The organism is Gottfriedia acidiceleris (genome assembly GCF_002128425.1).
Lineage (GTDB): Bacteria > Bacillota > Bacilli > Bacillales > Bacillaceae_G > Gottfriedia > Gottfriedia acidiceleris.
Genome location: NZ_NESS01000005.1, coordinates 293,100 through 315,322, shown reverse-complemented (window position 1 = coordinate 315,322; position 22,223 = coordinate 293,100). Strand labels below are relative to the sequence as shown.

Genomic DNA, 22,223 nt, shown 5'->3' with positions numbered 1-22,223 from the left:
AAATAAAACAGATGAAATTCATTTAGGGGGATGACGGATGAATCATTTATTAACCATGTCTGATTTAACAATCGAAGAAATTCAAGATTTGCTTAACCAAGCACAAAGCTTTGCAAATGGAGAAATAAGTAGCCTAAAACGTCAGACATTTGTTGCAAATTTGTTTTTTGAGAATAGTACGAGAACTCGCTTTAGCTTTGAGGTAGCTCAAAAGAAACTTGGACTTGAAGTCATTAACCTAGCAGTTGAAAGCTCAAGCATTCAAAAAGGTGAAACTTTGTATGACACGGTTAAAACCCTTCAAGCAATTGGTGTTGAAGCAGTCGTAATTCGTCATACTCAAGACGAGTATTTTCAAGAAATAAAAGATGCAGGAATGCCAATCCTGAATGCCGGCGATGGATGTGGAAATCACCCAACACAATGCCTTCTTGACTTACTAACGATCAAACAAGAATTCGGATGCTTTAAAGGGCTAAAAGTAGCAATTGTGGGAGATTTAAGACATTCAAGAGTTGCTCGCTCTAATGCTGAAGCACTAACTAGACTAGGAGCAGAGGTATACTTCGCAAGTCCTGATGAATGGAAAGACGATAAAAATACTTATGGAACATATAAAAATTTGGATGAATTAGTCGAAGAAGTTGATGTCATGATGCTACTAAGAGTACAACATGAAAGGCATGACGAAGAGACTAATCACATAATGGAAAATTACCTACAAAAGCATGGCCTAACGGTTGAAAGAGCAGCAAAAATGAAACCTAGTAGCATTATCATGCATCCAGCGCCATTTAATCGAGATGTAGAAATCGCAAGTGAATTAGTAGAATGCGATCGATCAAGAATCTTTAAGCAAATGGAAAACGGAGTATTTGTACGAATGGCTGTGTTAAAAAGAGCCTTACCAACTGTATGGGGAGAGATGAAAAATGAAGTACTTGTTTAAAAACGGTGTCATCTTACAAGAAAATGGTGAACTTCTAAATAGAGACGTATTAGTAGTTAATGGAAAAATCTCAGTAATCGCTGAAACAATTGTTGATGAAGATGCAAAGCCAATTGAATTAGACGGCAAATTGCTTTCACCAGGTTTAATAGATGTTCATGTGCATCTTCGTGAGCCGGGTGGGGAACATAAAGAGACAATCGAAACAGGTACGAAGGCAGCGGCAAGAGGAGGATTTACTACAATTGCTGCAATGCCAAATACTCGACCAGTACCAGATACAATCGAGCACATAAGCGCATTAAATAAAAAAATAGAAGAAACAGCAGTCGTAAATGTATTACCATATGCATCAATTACGATCCGACAAGCCGGTGAAGAACAAACTGACTTTGAAGGCTTAAAAGAAAATGGCGCTTTTGCATTCACAGATGATGGTGTAGGAGTTCAATCTGCTGAAATGATGTACAAAGCAATGCAAAAAGCAGCAGAGCTAAATGTATCAATCGTTGCACACTGTGAAGAAAACACACTGATTCAAAAAGGTTGTGTCCACGAAGGTAAGTTTTCAAAAGAAAATGGATTAAATGGAATCCCTTCAATCTGTGAAAGTGTTCAAATTGCTCGAGATGTTCTATTAGCTGAAGCTACAGGTTGTCACTATCATGTTTGCCATATCAGTACAAAAGAATCAGTAAGAGTAGTACGCGATGCAAAACGTGCTGGAATTAATGTAACGGCTGAGGTTTCTCCACACCATTTAATTCTTTGTGAAGATGATATCCCAGGCTTAGACACAAATTTCAAAATGAATCCTCCATTAAGAAGTGCAGTCGATCGTGAAGCATTAATCGAAGGATTACTTGATGGAACAATTGACATGATTGCAACAGATCATGCACCTCATACAGAAGAGGAAAAAGCTCAGGGAATGCAATTAGCACCGTTTGGAATTGTAGGGTTAGAAACTGCTTTTCCATTATTAAACACTCATTTTGTTGAAACAGGTAAAATGACTTTACAACAAGTAATAAACTTTTTAACAACTAAACCTGCTGAAGTTTTTAACTTAAATAGAGGGAAAATTGAAGTTGGAGCGGTAGCAGACCTAACTGTAATCGACTTAGATTTAGAAGAGGAAATCGATTCAACAACATTCCTTTCAAAAGGTAAAAACACTCCATTTAATGGTTGGAACTGTAAAGGTTGGCCAGTAATGACAATGGTAAATGGCAAATTAGTATATGAAAGAGAGGAACTAACAGTATGATGCGTCAATTAATATTAGAAGACGGAACAGTTTTTGTAGGAGAAGGATTTGGTAGCGAAGTTGAAACAACAGGAGAAATCGTATTTACAACAGGTATGACAGGATATCAAGAGGTATTAACTGACCCATCTTACTGTGGACAAATCGTAACATTCACTTTCCCATTAGTTGGGAACTACGGTATCAATTTAGAGGATTTTGAAAGCATCGTACCAGCAGTTCACGGCTTAATTGTAAAAGAATATGCTGAGCATCCATCAAATTTCCGAAACAAAATGAGCTTGGATCAATATTGCAAAGATAAAGGAATTCCAGGTTTAGCAGGAATTGATACACGTATGTTAACTAAAAAACTTCGTGAAGTTGGAACGATGAAAGGGAAGTTCTGCAGCATGGAAGCAAATGTTGATGAAGTAGTTGCAGAATTAACAAACACACCTCTATTCACAAACCATGTTGAACGAGTTTCAACACAAAAACCTTATAGAAGTCCAGGTAGAGGACATCGAGTAGTATTAGTGGATTTCGGTATGAAGCATGGTATTTTAAGAGAATTAACAAACCGTAAATGTGACGTTACAGTCGTTCCATATAATATCTCAGCAAAAGAAATTTTCTTACTTGCTCCAGATGGAATTATGTTAAGTAATGGACCTGGAGATCCAAAAGATGTTCAAGTAGCAATCGAAATGATTAAAGAAGTAGTAGGCAAAATACCATTATTCGGAATTTGCTTAGGTCACCAATTATTTGCTCTAGCTAATGGAGGAAATACTTCAAAACTTAAATTCGGACACCGTGGTGCGAACCATCCAGTTAAACATTTAGAAACAGGAAAAGTAGCAATCACTTCACAAAACCACGGTTATGCTGTAGAAATGGATTCAATTGAAGGAACTGATTTAGAAGTAACACATGTTGCACTAAATGATGGAACTGTAGAAGGACTTAAACATAAGAAATACCCGGCATTCACAGTACAATATCACCCAGAGGCATCACCTGGACCAGAAGATGCAAACTATTTATTTGATGAATTTATTACCATGATGGAAGCACAGAAAAGAGAGGGGAACTTACAATGCCAAAACGCGTAGACATTGAAACAATCTTAGTAATCGGATCAGGACCAATCGTAATCGGTCAAGCAGCAGAATTTGACTATGCTGGAACACAGGCTTGTCAGGCATTGAAAGAAGAAGGGTACAAAGTAATTCTTGTAAACTCAAACCCTGCAACAATTATGACGGATGTACAAACAGCTGATAAAGTATATATTGAACCACTAACAGTAGATTTCGTTAGCCGAATCATTCGTAAAGAACGTCCAGATGCACTTTTACCAACATTAGGAGGTCAAACAGGACTTAACCTAGCGGTAGAACTAGATAAATCTGGCGTGTTAAAAGAGTGTGGAGTAAAAATTTTAGGAACAACTCTAGAAGCAATTAACCGTGCAGAAGATCGTGACTTATTCAGAACATTAATGAATGACTTAAGCGAGCCAGTACCAGAAAGTACAATCATTCATTCTTTAGAAGAAGCATATGACTTCGTTGAAGAAATTGGCTACCCAGTTATCGTAAGACCTGCATTCACACTTGGTGGAACAGGCGGCGGTATTTGTCACAATGAAGAAGAACTAATTGAAATCGTAGCAAGCGGATTAAAAAATAGTCCAGTTACACAATGTTTATTAGAGAAAAGTATCGCAGGATTTAAAGAAATCGAGTATGAAGTAATGCGTGATGCAAATGACCATGCGATTGTAGTATGTAACATGGAAAACATCGATCCAGTTGGTGTTCATACAGGAGATTCAATCGTAATAGCTCCTTCTCAAACATTAAGTGACCGCGAATATCAAATGCTACGAAATGTATCATTAAAAATCATTCGTGCTTTAGGAATCGAAGGTGGATGTAATGTACAGCTAGCACTAGATCCAGATAGCTTCCAATACTATGTAATCGAAGTAAATCCACGTGTATCACGTTCAAGTGCGCTTGCTTCAAAAGCAACTGGCTATCCGATTGCAAAATTAGCAGCAAAAATCGCAGTAGGCTTAACATTGGATGAAATGATTAACCCAGTTACAAAGAAAACATATGCTTGCTTCGAACCAGCATTAGACTATATCGTATCAAAAATTCCACGCTGGCCATTTGATAAGTTTGAAACAGCAAACCGTCAGTTAGGAACACAAATGAAAGCAACTGGAGAAGTAATGGCAATCGGTAGAACACTTGAAGAGTCATTATTAAAAGCAGTGCGCTCTCTAGAATTAGGAATAAATCACATCGAGCTTAACGCAGTAAAAGATCTGACTAAAGATGAAATGATTACTCGCATGGCAAAAGCTGACGATGAAAGACTTTACATTGTTGCTGAAGCAATGAGAACAGGTATGACGTTAGAAGAAATACACGATATTACAAAAATTGACTTTTTCTTCCTACACAAAATTGAAAACATTATAAAAATGGAAACACAAATTAAAGATAACCATTTTGAACTAGATGTACTTTTAAAAGCTAAGAAAATGGGCTTCAGTGATGACTACATCGCATCACAATGGAATGCAACAAATAAAGAAATTTACGAATTTAGAAAACAAAATCAAATCATCCCAATATATAAAATGGTTGATACATGTTCAGCAGAGTTTGAATCTACAACACCATACTTCTACGGAACATATGAAATCGAAAATGAATCAATTGTAACGGATAAGAAGAGCGTAGTAGTTCTTGGCTCAGGTCCAATTCGAATCGGTCAAGGGATCGAGTTTGACTATGCAACAGTACATTGTGTAAGAGCAATTAAAGAAGCTGGCTACGAAGCAATCATTATTAACAACAATCCAGAAACAGTTTCGACAGACTTCAGTATCTCAGACAAACTGTATTTCGAACCATTAACGATTGAAGACGTAATGCACATTATCGACTTAGAAAAACCGATGGGAGTAGTTGTTCAATTCGGTGGTCAAACAGCAATTAACCTTGCAGGTAAATTAGTAGAACGTGGTGTGAAAATTCTTGGAACTTCACTTGAAGATTTAGATCGTGCTGAAGACAGAGACAAGTTTGAAGAAGCACTTCAACATTTAGGAGTACCACAACCTCTAGGAAAAACAGCAATGACACCTGAAGAAGCAGCAAATATCGCTGATGAAATTGGTTATCCAGTATTAGTAAGACCATCATATGTACTAGGTGGACGCGCGATGGAGATTGTCTACCACCGTGAAGAAATTCTACATTACATGCAAAATGCAGTGAAAATTAATCCAGAGCATCCAGTATTAGTAGACCGTTACTTAACTGGTAAAGAAATTGAAGTAGATGCAATCTCTGACGGAATCGATGTATACATTCCAGGTATTATGGAGCATATCGAACGAGCTGGAGTTCACTCAGGAGATTCAATCGCAGTATATCCTACACAAAATGTATCAGAAGCTGCAAAGCAAAAATTAATCGACTATACAATCAGACTAGCAAAAGGCTTAAATATCAAAGGATTACTTAACATCCAATTTGTTGTAACAGATAAAGATGAAGTATTCGTACTAGAAGTAAACCCAAGATCAAGCCGTACAGTACCATTCTTAAGTAAAATTACAAATGTACCAATGGCGAATATCGCAACAAAAGTGATTCTAGGTCAAACATTAGCTTCATTCGGATATGCAACAGGCTACCATCCAGAAGGAAATGAAGTTTATGTAAAAGCACCAGTGTTCTCATTCGCTAAACTACGCTCAGTAGATATAACATTAGGCCCTGAAATGAAATCAACTGGAGAAGTAATGGGTAAAGATGTAAGTCTTCAAAAAGCGTTATACAAAGCACTAATTGCTGCGGGAATGCAAATCCCAACACACGGTTCAGTAATCATTACAGTAGCTGATAAAGATAAAGAAGAAGTAGTAAATATCGCAAAACGCTTCCATGAAATTGGATTTACAGTATTCGGTACAGAAGGAACTAAAAATCATTTAGAAAACAACGGTGTACCTGTAAAAGCGGTAAACAAAATTAACGAGCATGAAGACAATATGCTAGATATGATCAAGCGTGGAGATGCACAGTTTGTGATCAATACGTTAACAAAAGGTAAAAAACCAGCTCGTGATGGATTCAGAATTCGTCGTGAATCAGTTGAAAACGGAGTAGTTTGCTTAACTTCACTAGATACAGCAACTGCAATATTATCAGTAATTGAAAGCTTAACATTCTCAACTTCTGCACTACCAAACAAAGAAATGAAGGCTGGCGTATTAGTATGATAAAAAAAGAACTCATGACAATTGTCTCAAACAGAGAAATTGCCCATCAAATTGTCGAAATGACATTAAAAGGTGAACTAGTTCAGGAGATGCACTCTCCTGGGCAGTTTGTCCATATAAAAGTGACTGGTGGACTAACGCCACTATTAAGAAGACCAATCAGTATATGTTCGATCGACAAAGAGAAAAGTGAGTTCACGATGATATTCCGCGCAGAAGGTGAAGGAACTAAGCTTTTAAAAGAAGCAAGCGTTGGACAACAAGTTGATGTATTAGGTCCTCTAGGTCAAGGTTATGATGTTGAAACTCTTTCAGAAGGAGATACTGCACTACTAGTTGGTGGTGGAATTGGCGTACCTCCGATGTATGAACTTTCGAAGCAATTTAAAGCTCGTGGTGTAAATGTAATTCATGTGTTAGGGTTTGCATCAAGCAATGTAGCTTTTTATGAAAAAGAATTTTCAGAATTAGGTCCAACCTTTATGGCGACAGTAGACGGAACTTTAGGTACAAAAGGTTTCGTTACAGATGTAATACGTGAAAAAGAGCTTCAATTTGATCAATACTTTGCTTGTGGTCCAACTGTTATGTTAAAGGCTTTACAACAGCAGTATAAAGGTATGAAGGATGGATATATATCACTTGAAGAACGAATGGGTTGTGGAATAGGAGCTTGTTTCGCATGTGTATGCCATACTGAAGACGGGTCATATCGTAAAATTTGTAGCGATGGACCAGTATTCCAAGCTGAGGAGGTAGTACTATGATTTCATTACAAACAAAACTTCCTGGCTTAGATTTAAAAAATCCTATTATGCCAGCTTCTGGTTGCTTCGGATTTGGTAGAGAGTTTGCAAATCTTTACGATCTAAGTATTCTTGGAGCTATTATGATAAAAGCAACAACAGTTGAAACACGATACGGAAATGAAACACCTCGAGTAGCTGAAACTCAAGCGGGGATGTTAAATGCGATTGGACTTCAAAATCCTGGTTTAGAAAAAGTAATTGCCGGTGAATTAAAATGGTTATCAAATTATGATGTACCAATCGTTGCAAATATTGCTGGATCAACTATTGAAGACTATGTAACAGTCGCAAAAGAAATTTCAAAAGTAAGTAATGTAAAAGCACTAGAATTAAACATTTCTTGTCCAAATGTAAAATGTGGCGGGATTGCATTTGGAACGGATGCACAAACAGCGGCTGAAGTAACTAAGAAAGTTAAAGAAGTAAGCGAAGTTCCGCTATATGTAAAATTATCTCCGAATGTAACGAATATTGTTGAAATCGCAAAAGCAATTGAAAATGCAGGAGCAGACGGTTTAACAATGATCAATACATTACTAGGGATGAGATTAGATTTAAGAACTGGTAAACCAATTCTAGCTAATAAAACTGGTGGATTATCAGGTCCTGCAATAAAACCAGTAGCAATTCGTATGATTCATGATGTGAGCCAAGTAGTAAACATCCCAATCATCGGAATGGGCGGGGTTATGAATGCAGAAGATGCACTAGAGTTTTTCCTAGCAGGAGCAAGTGCAATCGGTGTAGGTACGGCAAACTTTGTTGATCCATTTGTTTGTCCAACAATCATAGATGAACTACCTGAAGTGCTACACAAATATGGATATCAGTCAATTGAAGAATGTATTGGAAGGAGCTGGAAACAACATGTCATCACAAGTGGTCATCGCGCTTGATTTTTCATCAAAAGATGAAGTAATGAATTTTGTAAAAAAATTTCAAAAGTCTCTTTACGTAAAGGTAGGGATGGAGCTATTTTACAAAGAGGGTCCAGCGATCATAAAGGAATTAAAAGAATTAGGACATCAAATCTTCCTAGATTTAAAACTTCATGATATTCCAAATACAGTAAAACATGCAATGAAAAATATCGCATCTCTAGAAGTAGACATGGTTAATGTTCATGCAGCTGGTGGAACGAAAATGATGAAGGCAGCATTAGAAGGTCTAGAAGAAGGCACTCCAGCTGGTAAAAAAAGACCTTTACTAATTGCAGTAACTCAACTGACAAGTACTTCAGAAGAACAAGTAATCCATGAACAAGGAATTTCTTCTTTACAGGATTCAATTAAGCTATATGCTGCTATAACAGAAGAAAGCGGTCTTGACGGTGTAGTTTGCTCTCCACTTGATGTACAGTTAGTTCAAGCAGCAGTTGATGGTGAGAACTTCCTTACTGTAACACCTGGTATTCGCCTAGCAGATAATAGTGTAGATGATCAAGTACGTGTAACAACTCCAGCGAAAGCTAGACAATTTGGAAGCAGCTATATTGTAGTAGGACGCAGTATTACAAAAAGCGAAAATCCAGTAGAAGCATATGAAGAAGTAATTGCACAATGGGAGGGCGTAACAATATGAAAAAAAATATCGCAGCAAACTTATTAAGCATTGGGGCAGTAAGCCTTCAACCTGAAACTCCATTTACATGGGCATCAGGAATCAAATCTCCAATCTATTGTGATAATCGCCTAACTCTTGGCTATCCAGAAATTCGTAAAAACATTGCAAAAGGCTTAGTAGAACTAATCCAAACTAAATTTGGTAACGTAGATGTAATCGCTGGAACAGCAACTGCTGGAATTCCACACGCAGCATGGACAAGTGATTTAATGGAATTACCAATGGTTTATGTACGTAGCTCTGCAAAAGGCCACGGCAAAGGAAACCAAATCGAAGGCCCAATTAAAACTGGACAAAAAGTAGTAGTAGTAGAAGATTTAATCTCAACTGGCGGCAGCGTAATTACATGTGTAGAAGCTTTACGGGAAGCGGGCTGCGAAGTACTAGGAGTAGTCTCTATCTTCACATATAATCTTCCAGCAGCAGTAGAGAAATTTGATGCAAACGACGTAACATACTATTCTCTAACTGACTATGACACACTAGTAGAAGTAGCAAAAGAACAAGGCTCAATCGAAGCAGAACATGTAGCAAAACTAACTGCATGGAGAAAAAATCCACAAGATGCTAGTTGGATGACTGTAGAAGTTTAATACTTAGAATCGGAAAGATGACTTTTTGGAGTCATCTTTTTTTTGTGGGGTGAATTTGGGATGCAGATAAATAAATTGGGAGTGCAAATAAAAGTGGACTGCAAATAAATCGATCGGGAGTGCAAATAAAAAATCGACTGCAATTAACCGATCGAAAGTGCAAATAAAATCGTCGAAACTACAATTAAAATAGTCAGAAGTGCAAATAAAAAAAGTGGACTGCAAATAAAAAAGCCAAAAATGCAATTAAAAATGTCAATTCTGCAAATAAAATAATCAAAACTGCAATTAAAAAATTCAAAAGAGCAAATAAGTCTTAGATTTACCTTGGTTTAAAAGAAAAAAGGTCGTATATTGTTTAATCGTAACAAAACACATTATTAAAAATGAGGCATCGCTAATAAAAACTGGAAATCGCAAATAAAAAACAGCCATCGCCATTAAAAATAGAGAACAGCAATTAAAAAACGAAAATGGCAAATAAAAATAAGGAATCACAATTTAAAATAGTAAAATCGCAAATAAACTATAAAAGGTACACTCAACCTGACTGCTCCACAATAAAAAATTCACTTAAAACAATCATCCAAGCATAAAATCATCTAAAATGATTAGGATACATATGAAAAATCATACAAAATGAAAAATAATCTCTACTTTCGCACCATACGCCTAAACATATTATTTGATAAATAATTAATAAATTTTTAAACTATTCATAAAATTGATTGAATGAAACTTTAAATTGGAGGGCCAAGGATGTCAATCGCAAAACAATTTCTTTCGAATAGTTTAAAGGAATTCAAAGGGATAAAAAAGCTTGGTGATCGTTCGATGGATCAGCTAAATAATGAGGAGTTGCACTTACAACCATCTAGTGAATCGAATAGTATTTCCATAATTGTAAAGCATTTAAGTGGTAATATGATTTCTAGATGGACGGATTTTCTCACGACTGATGGTGAAAAACCATGGCGAAATCGTGACGTTGAATTTGAGGGGATTTACCAATCAAAGGATGAGTTATTAGCTGATTGGAATAAAGGATGGAATGTTGTTTTTAACACGCTAGAGAGCCTACAAGAAGAAGATGTATTAAAAACGATTAAAATTCGTGGTGAAGATCATACTGTTTTACAAGCAATACATAGACAAATTAGTCATTACGGGAGTCATATCGGTCAAATCATTTATATTACTAAGTTAATAAAAAATGATGAATTTAAGAGTTTGAGTATTCCTAAAGGAAAGTCTCAAGAATTCTTAGAATACAAACTGAATGAATCAAATAAATCTACGACTTAGGTTGTAGATTTTTTTACGCATTAAGAAAGTATAAATTTGCAGCGGTGAAGCAAGCTTCTCGAAGTAGCAAATTTTAGTAAAAATATTATTGCAACTACGCCCTCAGTATTCGCCTAAAAACTCTCCAATTTGCTAGTTTTCTTTAAAAATTTCTAACTTTATCTTTCACTTTACCCTGTACTATTTCGGATTGAAATATGATTAACCATATTTTAAGAAGTTAAAAACTGTCACAAAAGAGACTAAAATTTAGTAAAAATTAGTAAACTTTTCCTTATATAATATTCTTGTATAGAATTGTGATGAATGATTCATCAGTAAAAATTTAAACAACACATATCACTCTAAAATGAAAGGATTGGAACTTGGTAGCGTTGGGTTAGGAGAAGCTGGCCTATTATTAGAGGATAAAGAAACACTACGTTTAATTGGTCATAAATATAAAGAAGTTAAAATGAAGTATCAACATACAGGAGATCTAACAGGATATTTAAAAAGTTCAAATCTTTATTTTACTATTTTTAATTCAGGTTTTGTAAAAAATGGTTATGCTTCAAATGTATTATATGGAAATGACAAAGGATTTGAAAAAGGAAATATCCCCCATTTTATTTCTACATCGGGTGTTGATAAAAATGAAATACTTATTTTAACAGAAGATAATGAGACTTGTCATTTACGTAAAGTTGGTTTCGATGACAACAAACTAAAAATAAAAGATTTAACTCAGTTTAAAAAACGAAATGGTTATGACAGCTACGGTCCTAGGTCACAGATTATTAGTGATGAAAATTATTATTACATGGTACTTGGGGAAAGTAAATCAGAGAGTTTGAGTGATGAGAATGAAGTACTAGTGCGAATAAATAAGAAAACATTAAAGCAAGATATGTTCACACTTGTTTCCTATAAAAATAAAACGATCAATCAATTGTCCGCAACAAGTCCTTACAGCCCTAATCATTCGATCTATCTTTATGGAAAGGAGCTTTTCTTTGTAAATGGATTAGGTGAAGTTTACACAATGGACACTACTAGTAATCTAGTGAAAAAGAAATTTACAATTGAAAATCCACGAAAAGGTCCGTATCGGTATGGAGAGCAAACGTATTTCAAAAATGATTCACTGTATGTGGTAAGGTATCATTCAAAAAAGAAAGTTAAATATTATATTGAACAATATTCTTTAAAAACTGGCAAAAAGACAAAGGTAGTTCAAATGAAAGGAGTAGAGGAAATTTTGTCGTCAGTAAAAGGGAAATCAGTTCATTCTTATGATTTTAAAATATTGAAATAAAAAAAGGAATTATTATTTTATAAATGAACATTGTTTATATTTAAATACAAACAAAAAAATAATAGTTTAAAGTTCGCCATTTATTGTAAATTCTCTTTATGTAAAGTTTGTTGTTTTTTTAATGAATAATTTTATCAATTTATCCTTTTTTGTGTATAAAACACTAAGGGGTAATTTCAAATGAATGGAGGAATGATTATGAAGAATTTCCTTGCAACAATATTACCAAGTATAGTTTTATTAGCATTTATTTGGATAGATTCTATGTTTCCTGAAAGTAAATATATAATTTTAGGAATATATTTACTCTTCCCAATAATATTCATTATTCAGGGCATTATTTATTCAAATTCAAAAGAAAGTATGATAGTTGGCTTCACGCTATCAGCTGCTGCAGTCATTCTACCTATTTCAATATGGTATAATTTAGGAAATATAGTTACTCCAGTAATCATATATCTTTTATTAGGAATGTTATCATTCTATTTATTCAGGAAAATAAAATATAAGTCAGTCTAAAAAGTTGATTTGACTAAAAAGAATTTTACTTTTTGGTATTTCAAATATAACCCATTTTAGTCGTCAATTGACGGTTTTTTCCTTTATGAAAAACCTTTTAAAATGTTGACAGTTATTCTTTAGAAACTGGCAAAAAAACAAATGTAGTTCAAATGAAGGGAGTAGACGAAATTTTGTCGTCAGTAAAAGGGAAAACAGTTCATTCATACGATTTTAAAATATTGAAATAGAAATAGGTAATTTTTAAAAGGGAAAGTCCTACAACAATAATGTTTGGCCAAGGTAAATGATGCTTATAATCTTAAAAACTACGACTTAAGTTGTAGTTTTTTTTATAATCCTAAAGACTAATAGTGTACGAATGTTCATTCAATTTAATGAAGAAATTGATTAATTGAAAGATTAAAATGTATTTGAGACCAGATAAAAGTAAAAATATCGCACCAAATCCATTTTTAAATACATTACTTTAATCCTGATAAAAATTTTAATAGTGAAAATAGTTCGAAAATATTGTAAAATGTTACAGGTTAGGGGGATGGCAATAGATGAAAATTTTAATCGAAACAGTTAATCATTTTAAACCGTATTGGAAAGTATTTCTAGTTGCTTTTGCATGTTCATTAATTGCTGGCGCATTTGCGATTATTCCGCCGATTTTGACTGGTAAATTGGTCGATGAGATTGTAGGGGGTCCTGATTCAAAAATTATCTTTTATTTAATTTTAGGAATTATGCTTTCATTCTTATTTAAGGTCGGTTTTGAATCATTACAAGAATTTATTCAAGTAAAAATTGGTCTAGATGTAATTACAGATATGCAATTACGTGCATTTACAAAGCTTCAAAAAGCACCGATGACGTTTTTTTCAACTACACCTCGCGGGGATATGTTATATAGGTTAACGCATGATGTGGAGTCTGTTCAAAACTTGAATAATACAGTTATACCTCGTTTTATTCAACAAGTAATTGCGGCAATTGCAGCTTTTATAGCGGTGTTTCCTTTATATTGGCCAGCCGCTGTGGTCATGCTTATAGTATTTGCAATTTATTTAGTTCCTTCATTTATGATTGGTAAAAAAGTAAGGAAAATGGGGGCTATAGCTCGTGATATGAGTGCTGATTTATATAATCACACTCAAGAAAGTATTGAATCTGTTCGTCTAGTGCGAACATTTCAAACACAGGATAAAGAAAATAAAAAATTAGAAGATAAGCTGTCTGTTTGGAAAAGATTTGCTATTCGTTTGGCTTTAATTGGGAAGGTTAATTGGCGTTTAGGAAATGTGTTTAATAATGGTGCGCCAGGGGTCGTTATGTTAATTGGTGGATACTCAATATGGCAGCATGAAATTACAGTTGGTACATTAATTGCTGTTCTAGGTTTTATCCCAACAATGTTTATGCCTGTTCGCTCGTTAGCTGAAAATGCATTAACCATTCAACAAGCAATTCCAGCACTTCAAAGAATATATGAGTACTTTGACCTACCTGCCGAACAACCTGATGATTTACCGAAATTTGGAGAAGTGAAAGGTGATATAGAAGTTAAAAATATTCGATTTACTTATCCAAATTCAACTGAAGAAGTCCTAAAAGATGTTTCATTCACAATTAAAGCAGGTCAACATATTGGGATTGTTGGTTCAAGCGGTGGAGGAAAAAGTACTTTAATTCAGTTATTACTCGGATTATACGAGCCTTCTTCCGGATCGATTTCAGTTGATCATAAAGATTTATCTTCTCATGATTATCAATCATTACGCCAAAATATTGGTGTCGTTTCTCAAGAAACATTTCTTTTAAATAGTACATTAAAGCAAAATTTACTATATGCCAAACCAAATGCAACTGATGAAGAACTAGGGCTTGCTGTTGAAGCAGCAGACTTATCTGATTTAGTTGAGTCACTACAGGAAGGTTTTGAAACGATTGTTGGTGAAAGAGGGCTAAAATTATCTGGTGGTCAAAGACAACGCGTAGCACTTGCAAGAGCAATTCTACGCCATCCTCCAGTATTAATTTTCGATGAAGCTACATCATCATTAGATGGAGAAACAGAAGAAAAGGTACAATCATCGCTTGAAAAGTTAATCCCAGGTCGTACAACAATTACAATCGCCCATCGACTTGTAACAGTGAAGGATGCGGATTGCATTTTATTATTAGATAAAGGTCGCATTGCAGAACAAGGTACTCATGAAGAATTATTATCACTAAAAGGTCAGTACTATCAATTATATATGGCACAATACAGTGAACTAGAAAAGGAGAATGCTGTATGATGCAGGGGAATACTAAAAAAATAGGCGATGGAAAAAGAGTCATAAACTTTCTTAAGCCTCATAAAAAATGGGTATTTGCAGATTCGTTTGTCATCGCTTTAAGTCAAGTTTGTGCAGCATTAATACCAACTTTAGGAACGGGTTGGTTAATTGATCATATTATTCCTAATCATGACAATATGCTATTATGGGGATTAATGTGGCTACTTGTTATTGCAGCTATTCTTGATTTAATTTTAATGGTTATTGATGAGTATTTTTGTCATCACGTTGCTAAATCAGTTACTAATTGGCAAAAACTACGCTTATTTAAGCATTTGCAAATTTTACCTTATTCATATTTTCATCAATCTAAATCTGGTGAATTATTAGCAAGAGTTTCAGATGACCCAGATACACTGCATAACTTTTTAGCTTGGGAAGGCTCTACTTTTATGGCTTCTGTACAAGGAGTATTTATATATAGTATTGTCTTACTTTGGATTAATCCTTATTTAATGATTACTAGTGTTGTTTTAGGTGTTTTATTTTACGTGACTTCAAATAAAGTAGGAGCTCGTACTAGAGTTGCTTCCGCAAAAGCTAGAACTGAAGCGTCACGTTATTTAGAAAGATTACGAGAATCAGTTACAGGAATCCAGCTTTCGAGAATTCTTGGTGCAACGGATTATGAAATTCAAAGTGTTGCCGATATCCGTAAATCATTTATTAAGGAATCGATTATCGAATTAAAAGCAAGAATGCAATCAATCGTCGTAATCGGAAGCTATAATGGATTTGCTTTAGCTGCTGTCTATTTTATAAGTGTTTTACTTATTTCAAATGATCAAATCACAACGGGACAAATGTATACGGCAGGGGGACTTGTGACTATTGCAGCTAATGAGATTCAAAGAATGCTTAGAAACTGGTTATCAGTCCGTAGAACAGGCCCAGCATTAGATCGATCTGAAAAATTATTAGCTGAAGAAGTTTCAGAATTTGAAGTACAAGAAGGTGAAAGATTAAATTCTGTTAATGGGTTAATTGAATTTAAAGATGTTAAATTTGCTTATCCAACGAAGGAAGAATTTGTGTTAAATGGATTGTCATTTCATGTGAAACCAGGAGAAGCAGTAGCCGTCGTAGGTCCAAGTGGTGCTGGAAAATCAACAATTGTAGACTTGTTATTAGGTTTCTATCCGTTAAATAATGGAACAATTGAAGTAGATGGTTTACCAATTGAAAAAGCTAACGCAAAGTGGATCAGAGAAGCTATCTCATTTGTTTCACAGGATGTACAGCTAAGAAATGGTAGTTTAGCTGATAATATACGTATAGGAAATGAATTAGTGACAAATGAAGAAATGATTCAAGCTTTAAAAGATAGTGGATTATCAGACTATCTAAATTCATTACCAGAAGGACTAGAATCATCAATTGGTGAACGAGGGGCACTATTATCTGGAGGTCAAAAACAAAGATTATCTTTAGCAAGAGCTTTAGTTAAAAACTCTCCTATCCTTATTTTAGATGAAGCAAGTTCGGCTTTAGATCCGATTACAGAATTACAAATAAATGAAGCGATTCAACAGCGAAAATCAAAACAATCTGTCATTGTAATTTCGCATCGATTATCTACTGTATTAACAGCGGATCGAATCGTCGTATTAGAAAACGGAAAAGTAGTCGAAGAAGGTACGCATCATTCATTATTAGAAATAGATGGCGTTTATTCAAGATTATTTAAAAGAGAAGCTGAAACTGGTGAAAATGTAATCAGTGTATCGTAAAAAGATTAATAAGGAGTGTTAGTATGTCTAATATTTCAGTAAAACTTTACGAAACAAAAGAAGAGTTAAGAAAAGGCTTTGAAGTATTAAAACAACTTCGTACTCACTTAAATGAAGAATCATTTTTTAAAATGTACGAAGAAATGAAAAATCAAGGGTATCAATTATTTGGGTTAGAAGATCAAGGAGTGACGGTTGCAGTTGCTGGAATTAGTATATTAACTAATTTCTATAATGGTAGACATGTATTTGTTTACGATTTAGTGACCGATGAAAGTAAACGCTCAAATGGATACGGTAAGAAATTACTAGATTTTATTTCTGATTTTGGAAAAGGAAATGGGTGTCAATTAGTAACTCTACAATCTGGTGTCCAAAGAATTAATGCGCATCGTTTTTATGAACATAAAATGCAATATAAAAAGCTATCTTATTCTTTTAGTAAAAATATTGAATAACATAAAAACCCTAATTTTATTTAGGGTTTTTTTCATGTTGTCTAAAAAGACCTTTGTCAATTAAGTTGGAAATTTATCAATGATAAATAAGTTGTGTAATCTTGATTTCCACTACAGTGTGCTCGCTTTCCATGGGGCAAGATTCTTTAGCCTCCTCGGCCGTACGCATGTGGGGTCTTTAGCCTTCCCGCTAATCCCATAGGAGCCTGGCACCCTTTCGTTCCAATCAATTTCTTAATAAAAAAGAATAATCTAAATGAATTTCCCTTTATTAATCTAGTCAACGACCTAAAAATCATTATAAATATTGAGCTTCAAAAAAGATTCTCGTCATAATAAAACAATATATATCAACACTTGTTTTTTTATTTAGCACTGCTTTATCTAAATATTTATATAGCATGAGTGTATCTACACTACACTTGAGGATAAATATTGACATTTCAATAAATATGGGCCGAGTAATATGAAAAAGGAGAGAGGTTTTTAACTATTTTCAAACTTTGATCTCGGTTCCATTAGCAATAAAAAAAGATGTCTCAAAACATATGCTGGATATTGTATTGAGACATCTTTTTTATTCTATAGTTTTATAATTTTAATACCATAACTTTTAAGTGTAAACTCTGTATTATATGATTCTTTTTTATTTGTAAGAACATTTATTAAAGTTTTGCCAACTAATAAATCAGGTGTTTTAACGGTGATTTTTTTAGGATTATTACTTAAGATAAAAATAAATGTATCATTATCAAATATTTTTGAATAGACAATGATATTTTGTTCGTTATTTACTTCGATAAAGTTAAATGAACCGTCACTACCGATTGCTTTATATATTTTTCGAAGTTTTATTAATGTTCGGATAAAGTTAAATAATTTACGATTTTGACGTTCTTCATCCCAAATCATACATTTGCGACAGTCTGGGTCTTGTTTACCCGTCATGCCGATTTCATCTCCATAATAAATACATGCAGCTCCTGGAAATGATAATTGGAATGTGTATAAAAGCTTTAATTTATCTAGATTTTCGTTACAAACTGTTAAAACACGAGGAGTATCGTGACTTCCAAGTAAGTTAAAAGCTACTTCATTAATATTTTGAGGATACGAATGAAGTACCTCACTAATAATATTTGTAAATTTTTCAGCAGAAATTTTATCCTTTGCAAAGAAATCTAATGCTCCATTTGTAAAAGGATAATTCATTACCGCATCAAACTGATCTCCAAGAAGCCAAGGCATTGAATCATGCCAAATTTCTCCTAAAATATAAAGTTCAGGATTGATTGCTTTAATTTCTTTTCTAAATTCTCTCCAAAATGCGTGATCTACCTCATTTGCAACGTCTAATCGCCATCCATCAATTTTAAATTCTTTGGTCCAGTATTTACCAACCTCTATTAAATAGGATTTAACTTCAGGATACTCAGTATTTAATTTTGGCATTGAAGGTACAAAAGCAAATGCATCATAGTTAGGCATCGGATCAGTTACAACCGGGAATTCTTTTAAATGGAACCAATCTTTGTATTCTGATTTATCTTGATTTTTTAAAACGTCCTGGAATGGTGCAAAGAAATAACCACTATGATTAAACACAGCATCTAACATAACTTTTATATTTCGTTTATGACACTCATCTACTAATCTCTTAAATGTTTCTTTCGTACCAAATTGTGTATCAATTTCCATATAATCAATTGTGTCATATTTATGATTTGAGTATGCTTTAAAGATTGGTGTAAAGTAAATTCCACTAATTCCTAATTCTACAAGGTGATCTAAATGTTGAATAACTCCTTCAAAATCGCCCCCAAAGAAGTTGTTTGGAGAAGGCTCTTCACTTTCCCATGCTAATACACCTTCAGGATTGATTGACGAGTCTCCATTCGCAAAGCGCTCTGGGAAAATTTGATACCATACCGTTTCTTTTGCCCAGCTTGGTGCTTTAAATACATCTATTTCGTTTAAGAATGGAAAGCAGAAGTAATAAGCTGTATCGTCGGTTGGAATTTCATCATAAAATCCTCTTTCAGTATATGTAACAGTTTCTTCTAAACTACTAATCTCAAATCCGTATCTTAGTCTACGAAAAGGAGGTTTAATTTCTATGAACCAATAATCAAATAACTCAGTACTACCACTCTTTATCATTTCTGTTTTATTAATTACCCAAGCCCCATCTTTCCAATCATATGGATCACCATGTATTAAATGAACAGAAGTTACGTCATTTTTATTTGTACGTAAACGTATATGAAGCGTTTCGTTATTGTAAGCGTATGCATAGTTGTTTTTAGGACGGTGATATATGGCTTGCTTTAACATTATGCTACCTCCATCTCGTAATTTAGACAATCGTTTGCTTAAAAAAAGAGTATAATTAAACGTTTTCATTGTCAATTGTTTTCAAACGTTAAACGACAACCCAATTATTTTAATATTCAGTTTAATAAATCTAGAATGTGTGTTAGAGTCTAAAAGAAAAGTTAATTATAGGAGGTGAAAAATTGATTAGACGCTTTTTTAATAATCGCTTTCGTTTAAAAGATATATATGAATCGAAAGATAATAAACTAATTTTTGTTTTCATTCAATGTATCTTAGTTGGGTCACTAATTGCATTTCCACTAGTTTTCCAAATAGTACAAACAGATTCTGAGAGATTAAGTGAAAGAGTATTTGCACCATTTTACGAAAATAAAGAATGGCAAACTAAAGTTCCTAATTGTAATTTTGATAATCATTTGGCTTGTTCTATTGAAAAAACGAGAATAATAGAAAATAAAAACCAACGACTTGTAATAGATCCTAATGATCAATTTGTGATAAATGATAAAGAGAAGATAACAATAATCTTAGGAAAAACACACATTCATGTATATGTTTTAGGATTTGATTTATATGGCGGATATAATAGTCAACTAGTTGATGTATTTAATCTACAAAATTATAATCAATTATTTATCGGAGTTGTATCAAGCGTGAAAATGCAAGCAGTTGCAATAGTAATGCAACTATTATACCCAATTACGATTATTACAAATAGCATTTTTATCGCTATTATTGCTTTGATGTCTTTGTTATTTAATATTGGAAATTCAAATAAACTGACTTATAGGCAATCTTTCTCATTTCTAGCCTATTCAGCTACCATACCAGCAATCTTTGCATTTATTGTTGGATCAATGATTTCAATGGCTTTTGTCTATATTGTATTTAACTTCGGTTTTATTTTATTTAGTTATTACATTTACAGAAAATATAATAGAGTAGCCTAATTACTTTAAGTAGGAAGGGAGACTTAAAAAGGTCTCTCTTTTTTTATTTTGAAAAATTAGAATTCTAAACAATATTTTGGAGTGTAAATCTATTAGGCTTTTCTCCCTAGCTATCTATTGATTAGTAGTAAACCATGTTAAATATAAGCTTTTGGTTTTAATTTTTTAAAAAGTTTAAATATACTAAATAGTTTGACTTTAATTTATTAGTAGATTATTATAAAGTTGTGAAAACGCTTGCTATATTTTATGAAAAAAATAATCTTTTTAGGGGGAAACCAAAGTGAAGCTAAAATCAATGTTTGCTGTATTTGCCACGGTAAGCTTAAGTTTAGGTGCATTAACTGGTTGTGGTACTTCAAAGGAAACTGCAAATACTGCTAAAGAAAAGAAAGACGATCTTCCATGGGACGCACAAGCAAAAGGTTACAAAATGGAAAAGGACGTACTGAATGGTAAAGAACCATTAAAAGTCTGGCTAGATAACGATGATTATGCAAACGCTATCATTGAAGCATTTAATGCTAAGTATCCAAAAGTAAAAATTGAGTATGAAAAAGTTGGTGCTGTAGATACTCGTGCAAAAATGGAACTTGATGGTGAAGCTGGATTAGGTGCAGATGTTTTCGTTCAACCTCATGATGGTATCGGTGCATCTTTAGAATCAGCAATTATTGGGCCAATGGGGAAATACACTGATCAAATTAAAGATCGTTTCTTAGATGCTTCTGTTGGAACAGTGATGAAGGATGGTCAAGCATATGGCGTACCAATTTCTACGGAATCGGTTGCACTTTTCTATAACAAAACATTATTAAAACAATTAACAGGCTCAGACACTGCTCCTACAGAGTGGGATCAAATTACTGAATTAGCTAATACATATAATGACAAAAAGAAAAATCAATGGACGATTCGTTGGGAAGCAGGAAACTCTTACACTAGCTATTTCTTCTTATCGTCATATGGTTATGATTTATTTGGTAAAGATGGTAAAGATGCATCTAAAATTGGCTTTGATACACCAGAAGCAAAAGCTGCTCTTGAAGCTATAAAAGCTGCGCGTTCAATCTGGGATGTAAACTCGGCTGATGCTACGAATGATACAACAACTCTTGAATTTGCTAAAGGAAAAACACCATTCTTAATAACTGGTCCTTGGGCAATTGCTGATGTGCAAAAAGGTGCTGACAAAAATAAATTTGAATTTGGAATTGCTAAACTTCCAAAAATAAATGGTAACCAACCAATTACATTCTCTGGTAACCAAATTGCAAACGTATCTTCTTACTCTAAACATCCAGCAGCTGCGCGTATATTTGCAATGTTCTTAGGATCTAAAGAAGGTGCGGAAGTTCTTTATAAAACAACTGGAAAATTACCAGCTCTTAAAGAACAATATGCAAGTCAAGTTGCTGGATTAGGCAATGATGAATTGCTTAAAGGTGTTGCAGCTCAAGCTGAATTCTCAAAACCAATGCCTTCAATTCCTGAAATGGCTAACTGGTGGGATCCAGCTAAAAACATGATTGTTAACGTATGGGATGGCTTAATGTCTCCGGAAGATGCTCAAAAGAAAGCGGTTGAAGATTACGAAGCACTACAAGCAGGAAAAAAATAATTCTATTAAAATACAGCCTCTCAAACTAAATGAGAGGCTGTATTATCAACTAATTATGCAAGTGATTTCGAAAATTTGCATAATTTGAGATAATGAAATATTATTTCGAAGATTTTAGTGCCGAATTTTGGTGCGGGA

The 22,223-nt window shown here is 33.9% G+C and carries 17 protein-coding genes; 16 read left to right on the top strand and 1 reads right to left on the bottom strand.

The features are described 5' to 3' along the window. The first annotated feature begins 37 nt into the window (after positions 1 to 37). The 14 genes from B6K90_RS12075 to B6K90_RS12010 all read left to right on the top strand — a co-directional run bounded on the left by B6K90_RS12075 (position 38) and on the right by B6K90_RS12010 (position 17,177). Positions 38 to 949: an aspartate carbamoyltransferase catalytic subunit gene (locus tag B6K90_RS12075; protein WP_088013020.1), complete on the top strand. Its 912-nt coding sequence runs from the start codon at positions 38 to 40 to the stop codon at positions 947 to 949. Further along, positions 933 to 2,219, top strand: a complete 1,287-nt coding sequence (locus B6K90_RS12070; RefSeq protein ID WP_088013019.1) for a dihydroorotase — start codon at positions 933 to 935, stop codon at positions 2,217 to 2,219. The genes B6K90_RS12075 and B6K90_RS12070 overlap by 17 nt, the downstream gene beginning before the upstream one ends. Next, entirely contained in the window at positions 2,216 to 3,316 is a 1,101-nt protein-coding gene (locus tag B6K90_RS12065) for a carbamoyl phosphate synthase small subunit (protein ID WP_088013018.1), read from the top strand. Before B6K90_RS12070 ends, B6K90_RS12065 begins: the two co-directional genes overlap by 4 nt. Continuing rightward, on the top strand, positions 3,301 to 6,513 hold the full coding sequence (carB, locus tag B6K90_RS12060; RefSeq protein ID WP_088013017.1) for a carbamoyl-phosphate synthase large subunit: 3,213 nt from the start codon (positions 3,301 to 3,303) through the stop codon (positions 6,511 to 6,513). Before B6K90_RS12065 ends, carB begins: the two co-directional genes overlap by 16 nt. Further along, positions 6,510 to 7,280, top strand: a complete 771-nt coding sequence (locus B6K90_RS12055; protein WP_056471012.1) for a dihydroorotate dehydrogenase electron transfer subunit — start codon at positions 6,510 to 6,512, stop codon at positions 7,278 to 7,280. The genes carB and B6K90_RS12055 overlap by 4 nt, the downstream gene beginning before the upstream one ends. Next, entirely contained in the window at positions 7,277 to 8,218 is a 942-nt protein-coding gene (locus tag B6K90_RS12050; RefSeq protein WP_088013016.1) for a dihydroorotate dehydrogenase, read from the top strand. The genes B6K90_RS12055 and B6K90_RS12050 overlap by 4 nt, the downstream gene beginning before the upstream one ends. Beyond that, positions 8,190 to 8,903 carry an orotidine-5'-phosphate decarboxylase gene (pyrF, locus tag B6K90_RS12045; protein ID WP_088013015.1) on the top strand — a complete coding sequence of 238 codons (714 nt, stop codon included), beginning with the start codon at positions 8,190 to 8,192 and terminating at the stop codon, positions 8,901 to 8,903. The genes B6K90_RS12050 and pyrF overlap by 29 nt, the downstream gene beginning before the upstream one ends. Further along, complete coding sequence (pyrE, locus tag B6K90_RS12040) at positions 8,900 to 9,538, top strand: orotate phosphoribosyltransferase (RefSeq protein ID WP_088013014.1); 639 nt, start codon at positions 8,900 to 8,902, stop codon at positions 9,536 to 9,538. The genes pyrF and pyrE overlap by 4 nt, the downstream gene beginning before the upstream one ends. A 759-nt stretch (positions 9,539 to 10,297) precedes the next feature. Next, positions 10,298 to 10,843: a DUF1572 family protein gene (locus B6K90_RS12035; protein ID WP_088013013.1), complete on the top strand. Its 546-nt coding sequence runs from the start codon at positions 10,298 to 10,300 to the stop codon at positions 10,841 to 10,843. 358 nt (positions 10,844 to 11,201) lie between these two features. Next, positions 11,202 to 12,140, top strand: a complete 939-nt coding sequence (locus tag B6K90_RS12030; protein WP_088013012.1) for a hypothetical protein — start codon at positions 11,202 to 11,204, stop codon at positions 12,138 to 12,140. A gap of 180 nt (positions 12,141 to 12,320) precedes the next feature. Next, positions 12,321 to 12,659 carry a hypothetical protein gene (locus B6K90_RS12025; protein WP_088013011.1) on the top strand — a complete coding sequence of 113 codons (339 nt, stop codon included), beginning with the start codon at positions 12,321 to 12,323 and terminating at the stop codon, positions 12,657 to 12,659. A 548-nt stretch (positions 12,660 to 13,207) separates the two neighbouring features. Then, positions 13,208 to 14,947 (top strand): ABC transporter ATP-binding protein, encoded by a 1,740-nt coding sequence (locus B6K90_RS12020; protein ID WP_088013010.1) that lies wholly within the window; start codon positions 13,208 to 13,210, stop codon positions 14,945 to 14,947. After that, positions 14,944 to 16,719: an ABC transporter ATP-binding protein gene (locus B6K90_RS12015; RefSeq protein ID WP_088013009.1), complete on the top strand. Its 1,776-nt coding sequence runs from the start codon at positions 14,944 to 14,946 to the stop codon at positions 16,717 to 16,719. The genes B6K90_RS12020 and B6K90_RS12015 overlap by 4 nt, the downstream gene beginning before the upstream one ends. Positions 16,720 to 16,742: 23 nt before the next feature. Continuing rightward, positions 16,743 to 17,177 carry a GNAT family N-acetyltransferase gene (locus B6K90_RS12010; RefSeq protein ID WP_088013008.1) on the top strand — a complete coding sequence of 145 codons (435 nt, stop codon included), beginning with the start codon at positions 16,743 to 16,745 and terminating at the stop codon, positions 17,175 to 17,177. 582 nt (positions 17,178 to 17,759) lie between these two features. Here B6K90_RS12010 and B6K90_RS12005 read toward each other — a convergent pair. Then, the gene (locus B6K90_RS12005) at positions 17,760 to 19,511 is read right to left on the bottom strand and encodes a glycoside hydrolase family 13 protein (protein ID WP_088013007.1); all 1,752 of its coding nucleotides are present in this window, start codon (positions 19,509 to 19,511) and stop codon (positions 17,760 to 17,762) included. 182 nt (positions 19,512 to 19,693) lie between these two features. On the opposite strand from B6K90_RS12005, the gene B6K90_RS12000 reads away from it, so the two are divergent. Together B6K90_RS12000 and B6K90_RS11995 are read left to right on the top strand one after the other, a co-directional pair. Further along, entirely contained in the window at positions 19,694 to 20,464 is a 771-nt protein-coding gene (locus B6K90_RS12000) for a DUF1189 family protein (protein WP_167555351.1), read from the top strand. A gap of 283 nt (positions 20,465 to 20,747) precedes the next feature. Further along, positions 20,748 to 22,085, top strand: a complete 1,338-nt coding sequence (locus B6K90_RS11995) for a sugar ABC transporter substrate-binding protein (protein ID WP_088013005.1) — start codon at positions 20,748 to 20,750, stop codon at positions 22,083 to 22,085. Positions 22,086 to 22,223 lie beyond the last annotated feature (138 nt).